Genomic DNA, 15,060 nt, shown 5'->3' with positions numbered 1-15,060 from the left:
AAAGCTAGCAAGCAATTATGGCACGATACCGACAATTACGGGATGAATTCCTGACAAGCCGTTAATTTGACCCTTCTCGGACCCCACCCCAACCTCAAGCGCGGTTCGGGGCTGGCCATTGGCGCAGGCGCAGTGCACTCTTGCGCCGAGTTTATGAAACGCGCAATGGAGCAGACAGATGGATCTAGGGATCGCGGGAAAACGGGCATTGGTATGTGCCAGCAGCAAGGGGCTCGGGCTGGGCTGCGCCGAAGCTTTGGCCGAGGCCGGTGTCAATCTGGTGATGAACGCGCGCGGGGAAGAGGCGCTGGTGCAGGCGGCCCAAGAGATCCGCGACAGCTACGGCGTCGAGGTGGTAACCATTGCCGCCGATGTGGCCACTGCGGATGGGCAGGCCAAGCTGCTGGAAGCCGCAGCTGGTGTCGACATTCTGGTCAATAACGCGGGCGGCCCGCCTCCGGGTCTGTGGTCGGACTGGGAGCGGGATGATTTTATCAAGGCGCTGGATGCCAATATGCTGGCCCCGATTGCGCTGATGAAGGCCCTTTTGCCCGGCATGATGGAGCGTGGCTGGGGCCGGGTGGTCAATATCACCTCGCAATCGGTCAAGGCGCCAATTGCGGTGCTGGGCCTGTCCAATTCTGCCCGTGCAGGCCTGACCGGCTATGTCGCTGGCACCTCCCGTCAGGTGGCTGGAAGTGGTGTTAGTATCAATAACTTGCTGCCCGGTATTCATGCGACGGACCGGGCGGTCTCACTCGACACCGGGGTGATGAACCAGCAGGGGATTAGCATGGAAGAGGCCAAAGCACAGCGCGCGGCGACGATTCCGGCCGGTCGCTATGGCACACGGGGCGAATTTGGCGCTGCCTGCGCCTTCCTTTGCTCCCAACATGCTGGTTTTATCATTGGACAAAACATCCTTTTAGATGGTGGATCAACCAACTCGACGTTGTAGTTTTTACATTATAGAACATTTTGGAGTGATTTGATGGCTTCTGGGTTTTCCTTGAAAGACCAGCTGTTCAACCAGGAAAAGACCCGCTATCTGGCGGGTCTTTTTGCCCAAGGCGTACCTGGTTTTGATCCCGACCGGTTTCAGGCGGAGGTGATGGCGGGGCTTTTGCCGCTGGAGCTGAAGGCGCGCATCAACCGGATTGCCGAGATCCTCGGCAGGCATATGCCTGGCCCCCTGCCAGAGGTCGCGCCGCTGCTGATAAAGTCATTGCCGCCCCCCTTGGACCCCAAGAAGACGGATGACGATTTTGGCGACTTCATTTTTGCCCCTTTGGGCGAATTCGTGGTGGCACGCGGGCTTGCCTCCGACCCTGAACTGGGGCTGGAGCTACTGGCAGAGCTCACACAGCGGTTTTCGATGGAATGGGCGATACGCCCCTTTCTGAATGCTCACCCTGAGCTGACATTGGCGCAGATGCAGCTTTGGGCCTCTCATCCCAGCTATCATGTGCGCCGTCTGGTCAGCGAAGGTACCCGCCCACGCCTGCCTTGGGGGCAGGGAATTAAGCTGGATATGAAAGAGCCTCTGGTGCTGTTGGATCAATTGCACAGCGATCCCACCCGCTATGTGACGCGATCGGTTGCCAACCATCTAAATGACATCGCCAAGAAAGACCCGGATCTAGTGTTGGACAGATTGGAAAGCTGGCGCGCCTTGGGTGAACAAAAAGACAAGGAACTTAGCTGGCTGACCACCCATGCCTGCCGTGGTCTGGTTAAATCCGGCCACCCCCGGGCCTTGCGAGTTCTGGGCTATGATCCAGATGCAGAAGTTGACGTAACCCTAAGATTTGAAAAACAAACAGTTAAAATTGATGAGATGCTCAATTTTTACATCACGCTGAGCGCCGCAAGCCCGCTGCCGGTGATTGTTGACTACCGGGTGAGTTTTCCACGGGCCTCCGGCAAAGCCTCCCAGAAAGTCTTTAAGCTCAAGCAGACCCGCCTTGCCAGCGCACCTGTGACCTTGCCAAAACGGCACAGGATGAAGGGCGATGCGACCACCTTCAAACTGCACCCGGGCCGCCATGAGGTTGAGATTCTTGTTAATGGGCAGGTTGCGGCGCAGGGTAGTTTCGAGCTTACGGCTTAGCACTCACCTGCTTTCACAGCTCTGTTAACTGGGGTTTTGCCCCTTGTTGTGCTGTCCGCTTCGCGATAGCCCGACTGACGACTGCAGTCTTTTGGGGCTGTGAGAATGGTTAATTCCCCCTTAGGAGGTTCCTCTAATGTCCCATGAATCCGTACAAAATTACTATGGTGAGGTGCTTCAGGGCAGCGCGGACCTGCAGACCAATGCTTGCTGTAGCCCGGATGATATTCCCGCCCATATCAAGGCGGTGCTTTCGCAGATCCATGACGAGGTGCTGACGCGGTATTACGGCTGCGGGTTGATCGCGCCAGAGGCTCTCGAGGGAGCGCATATTCTGGACCTGGGTTGTGGCGCCGGGCGTGATGTCTATGCGCTGTCGCAGATGGTGGGGCCACGGGGTCGTGTTGTGGGCGTTGACATGACCCCAGCGCAGCTGGATGTGGCACGGCGCCATCAGGCGTTTCATGCGGATGCCTTTGGCCATGAGGTGTCAAACGTGGAATTCCACCACGGCTTCATCGAACAGCTGGAAGATCTGGATCTGGAGCCAGGCAGTTTTGACATCATCGTTTCCAACTGTGTAATCAATCTGGCAACCGACAAGGCTGCGGTGCTGCGCGGCGCGCACCATTTGCTGAAACAGGGCGGCGAGATGTATTTCTCTGATGTTTATGCCGACCGCCGGGTGCCAGAGGCGATGGCAGCGGATGAGGTTCTCTACGGAGAATGTCTGTCTGGCGCGCTCTATTGGAACGATTTTCTAACCCTCTCTAAGGTGGCGGGTTTCAACGATCCCCGGATGGTGACGGCGCGGCCTCTGACCATTGAAAACCCCAAGCTTGAAGCCCGCGTGGCGCCGCTCAAATTCCTCTCTGCCACCTACCGGTTGTTCAAACTGCCGGAGCTGGAGGCGGACTGTGAGGATTACGGCCAGGCGGTTGTCTACAAAGGCACTATCCCCCATGCGCCCCATGCGTTGCATCTGGATGATCACCACGTGATCGAGGCAGACAAGGTTTTTCCGGTCTGTGGCAATACCTGGATGATGCTGAAGGACACCCGCCTGGCGCCGCATTTTGACTTCATCGGTGATTTTTCCAATCACTACGGCATCTTTGAGGGCTGCGGCGGCAAGTCTCCCTTCAATGCTTTTGGCAGAGAAGGCGCGGCAGTCCCCTGCTGCTGAGGACTTGCGCGGGGGGGCTGTGATTGGTATTTGCCGCAAAAGCCGCTTCTAAGAGTTGGCACAGCTTGCGAGGCCGAATGAGCACAGCATCTCTTCAATCCCCTGTGACGGAAGCCGCGTCGCATCCGCGGCTGGAGATCCGGAATATCCATCGGTATTTTGATGACCGCGCGGTGGTGGATGATGTGTCCCTGCAAATCCAGGCGGGGCAGGTGACCTGCCTGTTGGGGCCGTCGGGCTGCGGTAAATCCACCACTCTGCGGATGATCGCCGGGGTGGAGATGCAGGATAGCGGCGAGATTTATGTGGATGGCAAGCTGATCTGTGACACTGTGTTCCGGGTCCCACCCGAGCGGCGCGAGATCGGCCTTATGTTTCAGGACTTTGCCCTGTTCCCCCATCTAAGCGTGGCGGATAATGTGGCCTTTGGGCTCAAAGGTAGCAAGGAAGAAAAACGCCTCCGGGTCGAAGAGCTGCTGCAAAAAGTTTCGCTGTCGCGGTTCATTGATGAGTTTCCGCATCAGCTTTCTGGCGGTGAGCAGCAGCGGGTGGCTCTGGCGCGCGCCTTGGCGCCGCGTCCGCGGATCATGCTGATGGACGAACCGTTTTCCGGCCTGGACAACCGGCTGCGCGATGGTATTCGCGACGAGACCCTGACGCTGCTGAAAGAAGAAGACGCGGCGGTTCTGCTGGTCACCCATGAGCCGGAAGAGGCCATGCGCATGGCTGATGAGATCGCGTTGATGCGGGGTGGGAGAATTGTCCAGCAGGGTGCGCCCTACAACGTCTATACCCGCCCCAGTGACAAGGCAGCCGTCGCCTTTTTTAGCGATATCAACGTTTTGAATTCACAAGTTAACGGCGCCTTAGCAGATACGCCCTTTGGACAGTTCCTGGCACCGGGCATTGCCGACCGCACGGATGTGGAGATTGTCTTTCGCCCGCAACATGTGCGGGTGGATTTTGACCGCGCTGGCAAGGGGCCGCTGCCCACGGCGACAGACGGGGTGCCTGCCCGTGCGGTGGTGAAACGGGCGCGCTACCTGGGCCATGAGAGCCTGGTGGAATTCCAGATGGATTATGATGGCTCTGTTCTCAAGGTCACGGTGCCGCGGGTCTTCCTGCCGGAAGTGGGCCGGGTCATGTGGCTGACGGTGCCGCGCAACCGCTGCTTTGTTTTCCCCGCCTGAACACAGGTCCGACTTGCCCGACCTAGCTTCGCTGGCACAAACTCTGGTTCAAACTCGCTGATCCAGCTACCCGGTAGGGGCTCAATCCTTTTTGCGATGCGGATCATAATCCGCGAGGGTCTTGCCTGCCTCGTCCTGAAACAGTTCTGGCAGGGCGCGGACCTCTTCGATCAGATCGACGCGAAAGACCCGGAAATCACTACGGGTCTCGCACCAGGCGGTCAGGGTCCAGACGCGGCCCCAGTATTCCATATGCAGGGGCCGGATGATCCGGTCTGTCAGAAACCCGTCCAGACGACGGTACTGCAGGTTTAATTTTTGGCGCGATTTGATTGCGGCGCGCAGGGTGGGCATATGGGCAAAACCACGGGCGACATCCGCAAAGGGGTAGACGGCAAACTTCCAGGCATCAGCCTCGGCAATCACCTCGGTGGGCAAGACTGCGTCGACCTTGCCCGCCAGGGATTGCGCAGCAGCCTTGAGATCGGCATCGGCGGCCTCAGCGACGATGGCCATGCCAAGGTTCAGCGCTTCCAGCTCTTCCGGGGTAAGAGTCAGCGGCGGCAGGGTGATCTGTTCGCGCACCAGATAGCCAATGCCGCGCTCGCCCTCCACTGGCACGCCGGAAGCCACCAGCGTGTCCATATCGCGGTAAATGGTGCGGGTAGAGACCTCTAGCCGTGCGGCAATATCCTTTGCGCGATGGAGTTTTCCATCGCGCAGGATCTGGATGATCTCAAAAAGGCGGTCCGTGCGGCGCATGGGATTACCCTTGGCGCAGAGGCGGGGGCCGCGTCAAGACGGGCCGTTAGCTTGGCGCCAGGGTCCAGTGGATGTTCTCGTGGCGAATGGCGACACTGTCCCCATCAATGACCGCCATCAGCGCCGGAGCGAAGTCCTGTTTGCCAAAGCTATCAGCCACTTCCAGCGCGGTTTCCATATCCTTCCAGATTACCGTATCGGTCCAGGCGCCATCGGCGCCAGAACTGAGGCGGCGAAAGATGAAGCCGGGATTGGAGCGGACAAACTCCTCGCTGGCATAGCTGAGCTTGAGGAACTCCTCAGGTGTGACGCCTGCGTTCAGGGTGAAGGTGACGGTTTCAGCGACATTCATGGTCATATCAATCTCCTATCTGTTGATGCGCGGGATCTATCAGGAGGCAACTGACACAAACCTGTCAGTTGAGTTTGGGTGGGCGCAAAAAAAGCTGGTTTTGCATCAGCGGCAAACGGCAATCCTCCTGGGCCCCCTTTGCGCGGCCAAGGGAGATGCGTAGAACTCTTGGTCAGAGAATTAGTGAGCCGATGCGCATTGCATTGGCAAAGTGAAGGAGAGATTCACATGCTCAACAATATTGGCCTTCCAGGCATTCTGCTCATCGCTGTCGTGGTTCTGGTGCTGTTTGGCCGCGGTAAAATCAGCTCGCTGATGGGGGAAGTTGGCAAAGGCATCACATCGTTCAAAAAGGGCGTCAGTGAAGGCACAGCGGAGCTGGAAACCGAAGCCGCTGACGAGGCCAAGGATGTGACACCAGCCGCCGAGACCACGTCTGAAACAGACAAGGCGTAAGCGCGGATGTTTGATCTTGGGTTGACCGAACTCCTGGTTATTGGCGTTGTGGCGCTGATTGTTGTCGGGCCCAAGGACCTGCCGGTGATGTTTCGCAATGTCGGCCGTTTTGTGGGCAAGGCCAAGGGCATGGCCCGCGAGTTCAGTTCGGCAATGAATGACGCCGCTGACGAAAGCGGTGTGCGCGATGTTGCCAAGGGGCTGAAGGCGGCGACCAATCCGGTTGGCACGGCGATGGACGGGGTGAAAGAGGCGGCGCAGGAGATGGCTAAATCCATTGATCCGACCAAATCGATTGATCCTACCTCCTATAAACCAGGCACCGAGACCGGACAGATGGCGGTGGAACGCGCGTTGGAGGCCAAGAAAATTCAGGCCGCCACTGCGCGCGCCGCTGCCGAGCGTAAAGCCCGTGAAGCGAGCGAGGCCATGGCCCATGCAGAGGCGGCTGAAGCTGCGGTTGAGACTGCTCCAGAGCAGCCCAGCAGCGCTGATCCTGCCGTGGCGCCCTCTGACAATAGCGAGGCCAAAACATGAGCCAGACAGAAGAGGTTGAGGAAACAACCGCGCCGCTGATCGAGCATCTAGCAGAGCTGCGCACCCGGTTGATCCGCTCGGTTATGGCCTTTGCGGTGGGGGTCATCCTGGCCTTTGTCGTGGCCGAACCAATCCTGCAGTTCCTGGTCGCACCGATCGAGGAAACCCTGCGCGCCCTTGGTGATCCCTCGCCAACGCTGCAATATACCTCGCCGCAGGAATATTTGTTCACACTGTTTCGGATCTCCATGGTCTTTGGCTTTGCGCTGTCTTTCCCGGTGATCGGCTATCAGCTATGGCGCTTTGTGGCACCAGGGCTTTACAAGACGGAAAAAGGTGCCTTTTTGCCTTTCCTGATTGCCTCGCCATTCATGTTTCTGCTGGGGGCAAGTTTTGCCCAACTGGTGGTGACACCGCTGGCAATGCAGTTCTTCCTCGGGTTTGCCGATGTCAGTTCGATCTTTGCCAACCTGCTGTCGCAGGCGGCAGGAGATGTGGCGGGATCCGTTCCTGACGGGGTGAGCGTCGGCGCTGCGGTGGTCCCTGAAACCACCGATGGGGTCAGGATCACCTTCTTTGGCAAGGTCAATGAGAGCCTGGATATCACGCTGAAATTCATCATGGCCTTTGGCCTGTGTTTCCAGCTGCCTGTGCTTTTGACCCTGATGGGCAAGGCAGGTCTGGTCAGTGCAGATGGGCTTGGCGGCATGCGCAAATATGCTGTTGTTGCCATTCTGGTGCTGGCGGCTCTGGTGACGCCCCCGGATGTGATCACCCAGATGATCCTCTTTGTGGTGGTCTATGGTCTCTATGAGATCTCCATCTTCCTGGTGCGTCGGGTGGAAACCAAACGCGAAGCAAAACTGCGGGCGGAAGGCTATTATGATGACGAGGATGAAGACCCTTTGATGGCCGAGTTTGACGAGGATGACGCCAAGTAGCAGTGAAATTGGCGATCTGTTCGTTGTTTAACTTTCAAAAAGGCGCGCTGGGATCAGCGCGCCTTTTTTGAGGCCCAGTTCAGGGTTAAGGGAAGAAGATGGGGGGCTCTGCCCCCGCGCGCCTGGGGCGCGCTCCCCCGGAATATTTTTGGAAAAGTGAAAGCGGGGGAAGTCTGGCGGTTCTTGAGAGGCCCGGGGCACTTGTGGCCAGAGGGGGAACGTGCTTTCAAAACCTTAAGGATTGACGGAGACCGGATATGAACGAAACAACACTCACCCGCATTGCAGAAGCCCTGGAACGGATGTCTCCGGCGCCGCTGGCTTCCCCGGATTTTGCGACAGCCTCCGCCTTTGTTTGGCATGTTGCGCCGGATCGGCTTGCACCTGTGGCGGAAGTGAATCGGGTTGATCTGGATCTCTTGCTGGGGATTGACCGGGCGCGCGATACGCTGCTGGAAAACTCCCGGCGTTTTGCCCGTGGCGAGGCTGCCAACAATGCGCTGTTGTGGGGCGCGCGGGGCATGGGAAAGTCAAGCCTGGTGAAGGCGATCCATGGCGCGTTGCTGGAGGATCATGGTGATCTGAAACTGGTGGAACTACAACGAGAGGATTTGCCCTCGGTGGCGCGGCTGCTCAATCATTTGCGACATGCCCCCTATCGGTTCATCCTGTTTTGCGATGATCTGTCGTTCAGCCATGATGATGAGCATTACAAAAGCCTGAAGGCGGTGCTGGATGGCGGCATTGAAGGGCGGCCTGAGAATGTGCTGTTCTTTGCCACCTCGAACCGGCGTCACCTGATGCCGCGTGATATGATCGAAAATGAGCGCTCCAGTGCCATCAACCCGTCTGAGGCGGTCGAGGAGAAGGTCTCGCTTTCTGATCGATTTGGGCTTTGGCTCGGCTTTCACCCCTGTGATCAGGATGAGTATCTGGCGATGATTTCTGGCTATTGCAAAGCGCATGGCCTGGAGGTTGATCCAGAGATCATGCGGGCAGAGGCGATTGAATGGCAGGCCACCCGCGGAGCGCGCTCAGGTCGGGTGGCCTGGCAGTTCTTTACCGATCTGGCGGGGCGTCACGGCGTTTCCCTGCGGGGGTGAAGCCGCGCCGCAGTGGATGGACGCTTTGCGCCTCCTCGCAGGGGCGCTGGCCGGGACTTCGAGACTTGTGAGTGCTTTCGCAGCAGCGCTAGTTCAGATAGGTCAGCGGATCGAGGCTGTCATAGCCGTCGCGCACTTCAAAGTGCAGGGTTGCGCCTTCGGCCTCTTTCAAGTTGCCAATGACCTGGCCGCGTTTTACTTGGTCGCCCTTGCTCACCAGGATCTTGTCGACATTGGCATAGATGGTCAGCAGTTGGGGGCCATGGCGCAGCACAATGATCGGGTTGTTCTTTGAATCCTTGGTGATGGCAGCAACGGTGCCAGCATCGGCGGCCTTGACCGGGGCGCCCGCGGCGGCGGCAATATCGATGCCATCATTGCGCCCTTTGGAATAGGTCTGCACGATCTTGCCCTGCACCGGATAGATCATGGCAGCTTGGCTGGGGCGGGTGGGCGCCGGGACATCCACGGTTGGCAGGTTTTCGGTGGCGACACTGGCAGGGGCGATGTTTTCCTCGGGCAGCGGTTTGGTGGCGCTGGGGGGCGTTGGCGTGGCCGTGCCTTCACCGGGGGCAGTTGTGGCCACTGCAGCGGGCGCCTGGGAGCGTTGCTGGTCCTTGAGAGGGATCAGCAGATGTTGGCCTTCGCGGATGGCAAAATCGCTGCCTAATCCGTTCCATTCGGCCAGGGATTTCACCGGCACCTGATAGAGGCGGGAAATGGTATAGGCGGTTTCGCCGCGCACCACCTTGTGGCGGACAGGTTCCGGCCCGTCCTGCACCGCCACGGGTTTGGTTTGTGGCGTCGGCTGGATCTGGGTGGTGGTGACAGAGCCGGGATTGGGCGAAGTTGCAGGAGAGGCATCAATTGCATTGCCAGCAAGAGAAGCGATATCAACGCCACCTGGTGAGGCGGTGCCTGCGCTGGCAGGCAGGCTGTCGGGGGCGCGACGGGGCAGGGCGAGCACTTCGCCTTTGCGCAGAGTGTCGCTGGTTTGCATGCCGTTGAACCGGGCGACCTCGCCTGCGGGCAGCCCAATTCGGGCGGCTACATCTGCAACGCTATCGCCGCGCTCGGCTACGGCCACCTGATAGGAGGGATAGGTGATCAAGCCGCGCGCATCCGGTGTGGGGCGGTTGGTGGTAGCGTTCTGGGCGGCTGCGGTGGTGTTGAAACCGCCAATTTGACCGCGCAGATCATAGTCTAGTGGCCCTTCGCAGGCGGCTAGGAGCGCCAGCATGGGAACAGAAGCCAGCGCCATCCGGCGGCGGGCGGGGCGGGGTTTAGGGCTGCCAGGGATCATGCCTGTGATCATGCCTTTGGTCATGCTGTCCTCAATCCTTGTCCTGTTCTGAACGGGCCGGGTCTGCGCCGGTCTTATGGCCTCTTGGGCTGCAACTATGGCCTTGGTCAATGTTTTTCTAGCCTTTGGGCTGCAATCGGCGCGGCTTTGCTTGAATTCAAGCCTCTTTGCCCAATCCTTCGAGCAGCGGCACAAATCGCACCGGGCGCAGTTCATCATAATCCAACCCGTCTTCGGATTTGCGCACCCGGATCAGGGTTTGAACCGCGTCCGACTGGCCGACCGGAACAACCATGATGCCTCCGGGTTTTAGCTGCGCCAGCAGGGGGCCGGGGGGATCCTCGGCGGCGGCGGTGACAATGATGCGGTCAAAAGGCGCCTGATCGGGCAGGCCAAAGCTGCCATCCCCTACCAGCGAAGTCACATTGGGCAGTTGCAGGGTGTCAAAGATCATCCGGGCTTCGCGCACCAGCCGCGCGTGACGGTCGATAGTATAGACCCGTCGGGCCAGTTTGGCCAAAATGGCGGCCTGATAGCCAGACCCCGTGCCGACCTCCAGCACGGTGTCGCGCGGCGAGACCTGCAGCGCCTGGGTCATCAACCCGACGACTGAGGGCTGCGAAATGGTCTGGCCACAGGCAATCGGCAGCGGTGTGTCCTCATAGGCGCGTTCGGTGAAGATGCCGCGCACAAAGGGGCCACGGTCGACCTGCTCCATGGCCTCCAACACCCTGCTATCCGTGACCCCGCGCGAGCGCAGGGCAAAGAGGAATTGCATCTTGGTTTCCGGGTCGGGGCCGTTCATTCGATCGCTTTGAACCCCTCAAGCATATCATGGGCGGTCAGATCTGCCCGCATCGGCGTCACCGAGACATAGCCGTTCAGGTTGACGCTGGCATCGCTGTCGGGGGCGGTTTGCACATGCTGGTCGCCGCCACGGATCCACAGATAGCGCCGCCCGGTGGGAGAGAGCTGCTCTTCGGCGGAAAAATGGCTGCCACGGCGAAAACCCTGGCGCACCACCCGAGTGCCTTTCACGGCCTGGGCCGGAACCGGGGGGAAGTTGATATTGTAAAACAACCGGTAATCCTGTTGGTCTTGAGGCTCGGCGGCGAGGATCTTACGGACCACCTCGACGCCATGGGTGGCTGAGGCTTCAAAAGGATCGTCGAGGTCTTTGTTATGGGGGCCAAAATATTGCGACAACCCCATGGCGGGGATGCCTTGCAAAGCGGCTTCCATAGCGCCACCAAGAGTGCCGGAATAGAGTGCGTTCTCGGCCGAGTTATTGCCGCGGTTGACGCCCGACAGCACTAGGTCGGGGCGGCTGCCCTTCATCGCCACATGGATGCCGGCCAGCACGCAATCGGCAGGGGAGCCTTCGGCAGCAAAACGGCGGGGGCCCAGCTGGCTCAACATCGAGGGGCGGGTGTAGCTGATGCAATGGCCAACGCCGGATTGTTCAAAGGCTGGGGCGACGGTCCATACCTCGCCCTTGGGGCCGGCCAGCTCCCGGGCGAGTTTTTCCAGCACTACAAGGCCGGGAGCACTGATACCGTCGTCATTGGTGATGAGAATGCGCATGTTTTCCCCCGGAGTCTGTTTTGATCTGAATAGGCATTGGGACCAAAGGGGGCAAGTGTTTCGACCCATTGGCAGAAATGAGGCGCCGCAGAGCGGGTAGCTGTGCCACAGGTTTGCTGAGGTGAATTTTGAAACTCTTTTGAGGAGCCGCAGAGGTCCCAGAGCCTTAGCGGTGTCGCTGGCCTGGCAAGTCAGGTCTGCCATCTCATCATCCGGCCGCGAGATGCGGTGCAGCGCCGCGCCTTGGCGCGGCGCTGGGCCCAAGGCCGGGGCAAGGATCTTTGATCCTGCCAGCCGGGGGCGGGAGCGCTTGGCGCCGAATGCGCTGTGTTTTGCTCTAGCGCAGAATCTCAGGCAGGAGGCGTTTAGCCTCAGAGTGGGGATCCGCAAGCGGGCTGCGGTCTTCGCCGGGGAAAAACCGCGCACGCAGGGCCGTTGGCATCGGCTTGGGCTCTAGGATTTGAACCCGCGGGCCAGTTTTGATGGTCTCGGCCTGCCAGCTGCGGGCCAGCGCCATCTGCGCCGCTTTGCTGGCGCCATAAGCACCAAAGAATTTCTCTCCGGCGCGGGGATCATCAAAGAATACCGCGCGCCCTGCCTGCCCCAGAAGGGGCGCCACATAGGGGATCAGCACCGAGGGCGCTGAGGCATTGGTCGCCAGAGATTTGGTCCAGTCCTTCACCGCAACCGAAGAGGCTGGGCTCAGCGGTGCCGCGTGGATCGCGGCGTGCAGCCAGAGGTCAAGATGGCCCCAGCGGTCGTGAATGCCACGGCACAGGGTAGCCATGGCCGCCGGGTCGGTGATGTCCATCGGTGCAAGGGTGGCAGAGCCGCCAAGCGCCTTGATGCGATCATCAAGTTCTTCCAGCGCGCCGGTAGTGCGGGCCACGGCGACGATATGATGCGTGGGCGCCAGCGCCTCGGCCAGGGCTGCGCCAAAGCCGCGTGAGGCACCAGTGATAAGAGCGAGTTTCTGTGTCATGGCCAGCCTTGTGCGCGGCTTGGCGCACAGGGTCAAGACTTCATCTTGGCGCAATCAGCAAGCAAGGGGGGCACAGACGAAGGTGGGCTGAGGCGGCCTCAGCTGCCGGGCATCGTGATCCGCTGGGTACGCCCGGCGCTTTCCAGCACCAGCCCATTGGCATCAATGCCCAGAACCTTGCCTTGGGCCACGCGGCTGCCGGGCTTGACGGTTTTCACCCTTCCGCTGGGCAGCCGTACCATGGCCTGCATGTTGCCCTCGGCGCCAAACAGACCAAGCAGGCTTAGGCCGCTTTTTGGTAGGGCACGGGATTGGGTGGCCTTGCTGGCCACAAGGGCGGGGGTTTGAGTGGAATTGGTCGCGTTTGTCATGGTTGCCTTCTTCTGGGCCGCAGGTGAGTCGACAGGAATATCGCAGGGCCCAAAGCGGCAGATAGGCATGACAGCAGGCGGATGCGAGAGCCAAATGCTGCAGTTGCGAAGACGACAGGCAAAACCGGGCGGAGCCTTGCTGGCAGGGCCAGGAATCGGCGGGCTCTTGCCGATCTCAGGCCGTCCCCTTCAATGAGACGCAGCCTTTCAAGTCAGAGGTTCTGCCGGCACTGCGTCTTAGGAATCATAGACCAGCGAAGCGAGGTCATGGCCATAGGTATGCAGCAGCTCAAACAGCTCTTCGAGCTGCGCCCCAGCGTGCTGCAGGGTGGCGAGCGAGTGATTTGACTCTGAGATCTGCAGCTCCGGGTATTGCCCCTCAGGGCGCATATGCAACATGCAGGCCACCGGTTTGCCCTCTTCTGGCGGGATCGCATTGGCGAGCCAGGCCGGGCGGCTGCCAAGGCTCTCGATATCCTGCATATCCAGCAGGTCCAAATAGGTGTCAAAGTCTTCGGCGCCGAGATTGGCCCAGGTGCCGAGAATGAACTCGTGGCCGTCGCCTTCGGCCAGCGGGATCGCCAGCACCGCGCGCACAAAGCGCAGATCGCCAAGGCGGCAGAAATCATCCGTCAACACATCTCCGCTCTGCGCCAGAATCGCAGAGTTATCCTGCACCACCATGTCTTCGGAGCAGATGTCCGGGCGGTCACAGCTGAGGCTGAGCAACTGCGCAAAGGTCGCACCACAGCAGCGGCAGCGACGCGAAGATGTCAGCATACGGGCGAGATGGGCGTCCAAGTGGCGGGTCTTTCAAAGGGCCTCTGGGGCCGGGTGCAGAACAAAGGAAAGGCGCCGATCTGTTGGATCAGCGCCTTTCCCTATGACGTTGAGCGCACTCATATCCTGCCTGCAGCGCAAAGCAAACCCCTGAGTGCATAACCTTTGAGAGGCGATGGCAAGCCGGGGGCAAGGGGCGCAGCAGAGGCCAGCTTAGGTGGCCAGCTTCATGCTGTTCCAGGATTCCCCGGGGGCGGGCATGTCTTTGATCTTTTTGCTGACCCGGCCACTGGTCTCCAGTGAATTCAGGTAGTCTTCGCTGACGCTGCCGGTGACATACTTGCCGTCAAAGCAGGAACAATCAAAAGTATCGATGTCCTTGTTGCCCTCATGTGCGGCCCAGACCAGATCCTCAAGCCGCTGATAAATAAGTGCATCGGCGCCCAGCTCTTCGCGGATTTCCTCGGTCGAGCGGCCATCAGCAATCAGTTCATGCTTGGTCGGCATGTCGATGCCATAGACATTGGGATACTTCACCGGCGGCGAGGCACTGGCGATATAGACCTTTTTGGCGCCGGCATCGCGGCACATCTGGACGATCTTTTGGATGGTATTCCCGCGCACAATGGAATCATCAATCAGCAAGAGATTGAGCCCCTTCATCTCCAGCGGAATGGCGTTGAGCTTGCGGCGGACAGATTTCTGCCGCTCTGCCTGACCGGGCATAATGAAGGTCCGGCCGATGTAGCGATTCTTTACCAGGCCTTCGCGGTAGCGAATGCCCATGGAATTGGCCACTTCCAGCGCCACCGGGCGGGCAGAATCGGGTACCGGAATGATGCAGTCGATTTCGAGATCGGCTTCCTTGATCTGATTGGCCAGGGTCTGGCCCATGCGCAGCTGGGTCTTGTAGACCGAGATCCCGTCCAGCATCGAGTCGGGTCGCGCCAGGTAAACATATTCAAAGATACAGGGGGTCAGTGTGCCTTCAACCGCCTGGAAGCTGTGCATATTGCCCTCCAGATCGATGAGAATCGCCTCACCCGGGGCCACATCGCGCAGCTTTTCAAAACCATTGATGCCAAAGGCTACGTCTTCGGAGGCAAAGGCGTAGTCGTCACCCGCGCCCTCGGCGTCGCGGCGGGCAACGGAAAGCGGGCGAATACCATGGGGATCGCGGAAGGCCAGCATGCCAACCCCGGCCACCATGCAGATCACTGAATAGGCGCCCTGTATGCGCTCCATGGTCATTTTGACGCCCGCAAAGAGATTGCGGATCGGGTCAACGGTGCCATTGACCTTGATGCTGTCTGAGATCTTGTCAGCCAGAACATTCAGCAGGATTTCTGAATCCGAGGTGGTGCGCAGATGGCGGCTGTATTTGGCAGTCACCTTATCGCGCT

The 15,060-nt window shown here is 59.5% G+C and carries 17 protein-coding genes; 8 read left to right on the top strand and 9 right to left on the bottom strand.

All coding sequences use genetic code 11. The features are described from left to right. Positions 1-178: 178 nt before the first annotated feature. From ABJP42_RS08005 to ABJP42_RS07990, 4 genes are all read left to right on the top strand, one after another. Entirely contained in the window at positions 179-958 is a 780-nt protein-coding gene (locus ABJP42_RS08005) for an SDR family oxidoreductase (RefSeq protein ID WP_348339807.1), read from the top strand. A 33-nt stretch (positions 959-991) separates the two neighbouring features. After that, positions 992-2,110, top strand: coding sequence for a YhaZ family DNA alkylation repair protein (locus ABJP42_RS08000; RefSeq protein ID WP_348339806.1), 1,119 nt, complete (start codon positions 992-994; stop codon positions 2,108-2,110). A gap of 136 nt (positions 2,111-2,246) precedes the next feature. Next, positions 2,247-3,296, top strand: coding sequence for a methyltransferase domain-containing protein (locus ABJP42_RS07995; protein WP_348339805.1), 1,050 nt, complete (start codon positions 2,247-2,249; stop codon positions 3,294-3,296). A gap of 77 nt (positions 3,297-3,373) precedes the next feature. Further along, positions 3,374-4,486, top strand: coding sequence for an ABC transporter ATP-binding protein (locus ABJP42_RS07990; protein WP_348339804.1), 1,113 nt, complete (start codon positions 3,374-3,376; stop codon positions 4,484-4,486). An 81-nt stretch (positions 4,487-4,567) separates the two neighbouring features. Here ABJP42_RS07990 and ABJP42_RS07985 read toward each other — a convergent pair whose 3' ends face one another. Together ABJP42_RS07985 and ABJP42_RS07980 are read right to left on the bottom strand one after the other, a co-directional pair. Next, positions 4,568-5,248 carry a helix-turn-helix transcriptional regulator gene (locus ABJP42_RS07985; protein WP_348339803.1) on the bottom strand — a complete coding sequence of 227 codons (681 nt, stop codon included), beginning with the start codon at positions 5,246-5,248 and terminating at the stop codon, positions 4,568-4,570. 46 nt (positions 5,249-5,294) lie between these two features. Beyond that, complete coding sequence (locus ABJP42_RS07980; RefSeq protein WP_348339802.1) at positions 5,295-5,606, bottom strand: hypothetical protein; 312 nt, start codon at positions 5,604-5,606, stop codon at positions 5,295-5,297. A gap of 222 nt (positions 5,607-5,828) precedes the next feature. On the opposite strand from ABJP42_RS07980, the gene ABJP42_RS07975 reads away from it, so the two are divergent. The 4 genes from ABJP42_RS07975 to ABJP42_RS07960 all read left to right on the top strand — a co-directional run bounded on the left by ABJP42_RS07975 (position 5,829) and on the right by ABJP42_RS07960 (position 8,637). After that, a complete protein-coding gene (locus tag ABJP42_RS07975; RefSeq protein ID WP_348339801.1) occupies positions 5,829-6,056 on the top strand; it encodes a twin-arginine translocase TatA/TatE family subunit in 228 nt (75 codons plus the stop codon). A 6-nt stretch (positions 6,057-6,062) separates the two neighbouring features. Next, the gene (gene tatB / locus ABJP42_RS07970; protein WP_348339800.1) at positions 6,063-6,593 is read left to right on the top strand and encodes a Sec-independent protein translocase protein TatB; all 531 of its coding nucleotides are present in this window, start codon (positions 6,063-6,065) and stop codon (positions 6,591-6,593) included. Beyond that, positions 6,590-7,534: a twin-arginine translocase subunit TatC gene (tatC, locus tag ABJP42_RS07965; RefSeq protein WP_348339799.1), complete on the top strand. Its 945-nt coding sequence runs from the start codon at positions 6,590-6,592 to the stop codon at positions 7,532-7,534. The genes tatB and tatC overlap by 4 nt, the downstream gene beginning before the upstream one ends. Positions 7,535-7,791: 257 nt before the next feature. Beyond that, on the top strand, positions 7,792-8,637 hold the full coding sequence (locus tag ABJP42_RS07960; RefSeq protein ID WP_348339798.1) for an ATP-binding protein: 846 nt from the start codon (positions 7,792-7,794) through the stop codon (positions 8,635-8,637). Positions 8,638-8,725: 88 nt separating this feature from the next. Here ABJP42_RS07960 and ABJP42_RS07955 read toward each other — a convergent pair whose 3' ends face one another. The 7 genes from ABJP42_RS07955 to ABJP42_RS07925 all read right to left on the bottom strand — a co-directional run. Further along, a complete protein-coding gene (locus ABJP42_RS07955; RefSeq protein WP_490363199.1) occupies positions 8,726-9,964 on the bottom strand; it encodes a peptidoglycan DD-metalloendopeptidase family protein in 1,239 nt (412 codons plus the stop codon). Between the two features lie 133 nt (positions 9,965-10,097). Then, positions 10,098-10,745: a protein-L-isoaspartate(D-aspartate) O-methyltransferase gene (locus ABJP42_RS07950; RefSeq protein ID WP_348339797.1), complete on the bottom strand. Its 648-nt coding sequence runs from the start codon at positions 10,743-10,745 to the stop codon at positions 10,098-10,100. Continuing rightward, complete coding sequence (surE, locus tag ABJP42_RS07945; protein WP_348339796.1) at positions 10,742-11,524, bottom strand: 5'/3'-nucleotidase SurE; 783 nt, start codon at positions 11,522-11,524, stop codon at positions 10,742-10,744. Before surE ends, ABJP42_RS07950 begins: the two co-directional genes overlap by 4 nt. A gap of 337 nt (positions 11,525-11,861) precedes the next feature. Beyond that, positions 11,862-12,506: an SDR family NAD(P)-dependent oxidoreductase gene (locus tag ABJP42_RS07940; protein WP_348339795.1), complete on the bottom strand. Its 645-nt coding sequence runs from the start codon at positions 12,504-12,506 to the stop codon at positions 11,862-11,864. A gap of 98 nt (positions 12,507-12,604) precedes the next feature. After that, the gene (locus tag ABJP42_RS07935) at positions 12,605-12,877 is read right to left on the bottom strand and encodes a hypothetical protein (RefSeq protein ID WP_348339794.1); all 273 of its coding nucleotides are present in this window, start codon (positions 12,875-12,877) and stop codon (positions 12,605-12,607) included. Between the two features lie 237 nt (positions 12,878-13,114). Further along, entirely contained in the window at positions 13,115-13,657 is a 543-nt protein-coding gene (locus ABJP42_RS07930) for a DUF2199 domain-containing protein (RefSeq protein WP_348339793.1), read from the bottom strand. A gap of 213 nt (positions 13,658-13,870) precedes the next feature. Beyond that, the coding region (locus tag ABJP42_RS07925) for an amidophosphoribosyltransferase (protein ID WP_348339792.1) at positions 13,871-15,060 on the bottom strand (1,190 nt) is incomplete at its 5' end.

The sequence above is a fragment of the Pseudophaeobacter sp. genome, assembly GCF_039971195.1.
GTDB lineage: Bacteria > Pseudomonadota > Alphaproteobacteria > Rhodobacterales > Rhodobacteraceae > Pseudophaeobacter.
This window is presented reverse-complemented; position numbering and strand designations above follow the sequence as displayed.

Excerpts from the sequence above, each read along its gene's own strand:
- surE (WP_348339796.1), bottom strand. The coding sequence starts at position 11,524 with ATGCGCATTCTCATCACCAATGACGACGGTATCAGTGCTCCCGGCCTT.
- ABJP42_RS07990 (WP_348339804.1), top strand. The coding sequence starts at position 3,374 with ATGAGCACAGCATCTCTTCAATCCCCTGTGACGGAAGCCGCGTCGCAT.
- ABJP42_RS07930 (WP_348339793.1), bottom strand. The coding sequence starts at position 13,657 with ATGCTGACATCTTCGCGTCGCTGCCGCTGCTGTGGTGCGACCTTTGCG.
- ABJP42_RS07980 (WP_348339802.1), bottom strand. The coding sequence starts at position 5,606 with ATGACCATGAATGTCGCTGAAACCGTCACCTTCACCCTGAACGCAGGC.
- ABJP42_RS08000 (WP_348339806.1), top strand. The coding sequence starts at position 992 with ATGGCTTCTGGGTTTTCCTTGAAAGACCAGCTGTTCAACCAGGAAAAG.
- ABJP42_RS08005 (WP_348339807.1), top strand. The coding sequence starts at position 179 with ATGGATCTAGGGATCGCGGGAAAACGGGCATTGGTATGTGCCAGCAGC.
- ABJP42_RS07995 (WP_348339805.1), top strand. The coding sequence starts at position 2,247 with ATGTCCCATGAATCCGTACAAAATTACTATGGTGAGGTGCTTCAGGGC.
- tatC (WP_348339799.1), top strand. The coding sequence starts at position 6,590 with ATGAGCCAGACAGAAGAGGTTGAGGAAACAACCGCGCCGCTGATCGAG.
- tatB (WP_348339800.1), top strand. The coding sequence starts at position 6,063 with ATGTTTGATCTTGGGTTGACCGAACTCCTGGTTATTGGCGTTGTGGCG.
- ABJP42_RS07940 (WP_348339795.1), bottom strand. The coding sequence starts at position 12,506 with ATGACACAGAAACTCGCTCTTATCACTGGTGCCTCACGCGGCTTTGGC.
- ABJP42_RS07975 (WP_348339801.1), top strand. The coding sequence starts at position 5,829 with ATGCTCAACAATATTGGCCTTCCAGGCATTCTGCTCATCGCTGTCGTG.
- ABJP42_RS07985 (WP_348339803.1), bottom strand. The coding sequence starts at position 5,248 with ATGCGCCGCACGGACCGCCTTTTTGAGATCATCCAGATCCTGCGCGAT.
- ABJP42_RS07950 (WP_348339797.1), bottom strand. The coding sequence starts at position 10,745 with ATGAACGGCCCCGACCCGGAAACCAAGATGCAATTCCTCTTTGCCCTG.
- ABJP42_RS07960 (WP_348339798.1), top strand. The coding sequence starts at position 7,792 with ATGAACGAAACAACACTCACCCGCATTGCAGAAGCCCTGGAACGGATG.
- ABJP42_RS07935 (WP_348339794.1), bottom strand. The coding sequence starts at position 12,877 with ATGACAAACGCGACCAATTCCACTCAAACCCCCGCCCTTGTGGCCAGC.
- ABJP42_RS07955 (WP_490363199.1), bottom strand. The coding sequence starts at position 9,964 with ATGACCAAAGGCATGATCACAGGCATGATCCCTGGCAGCCCTAAACCC.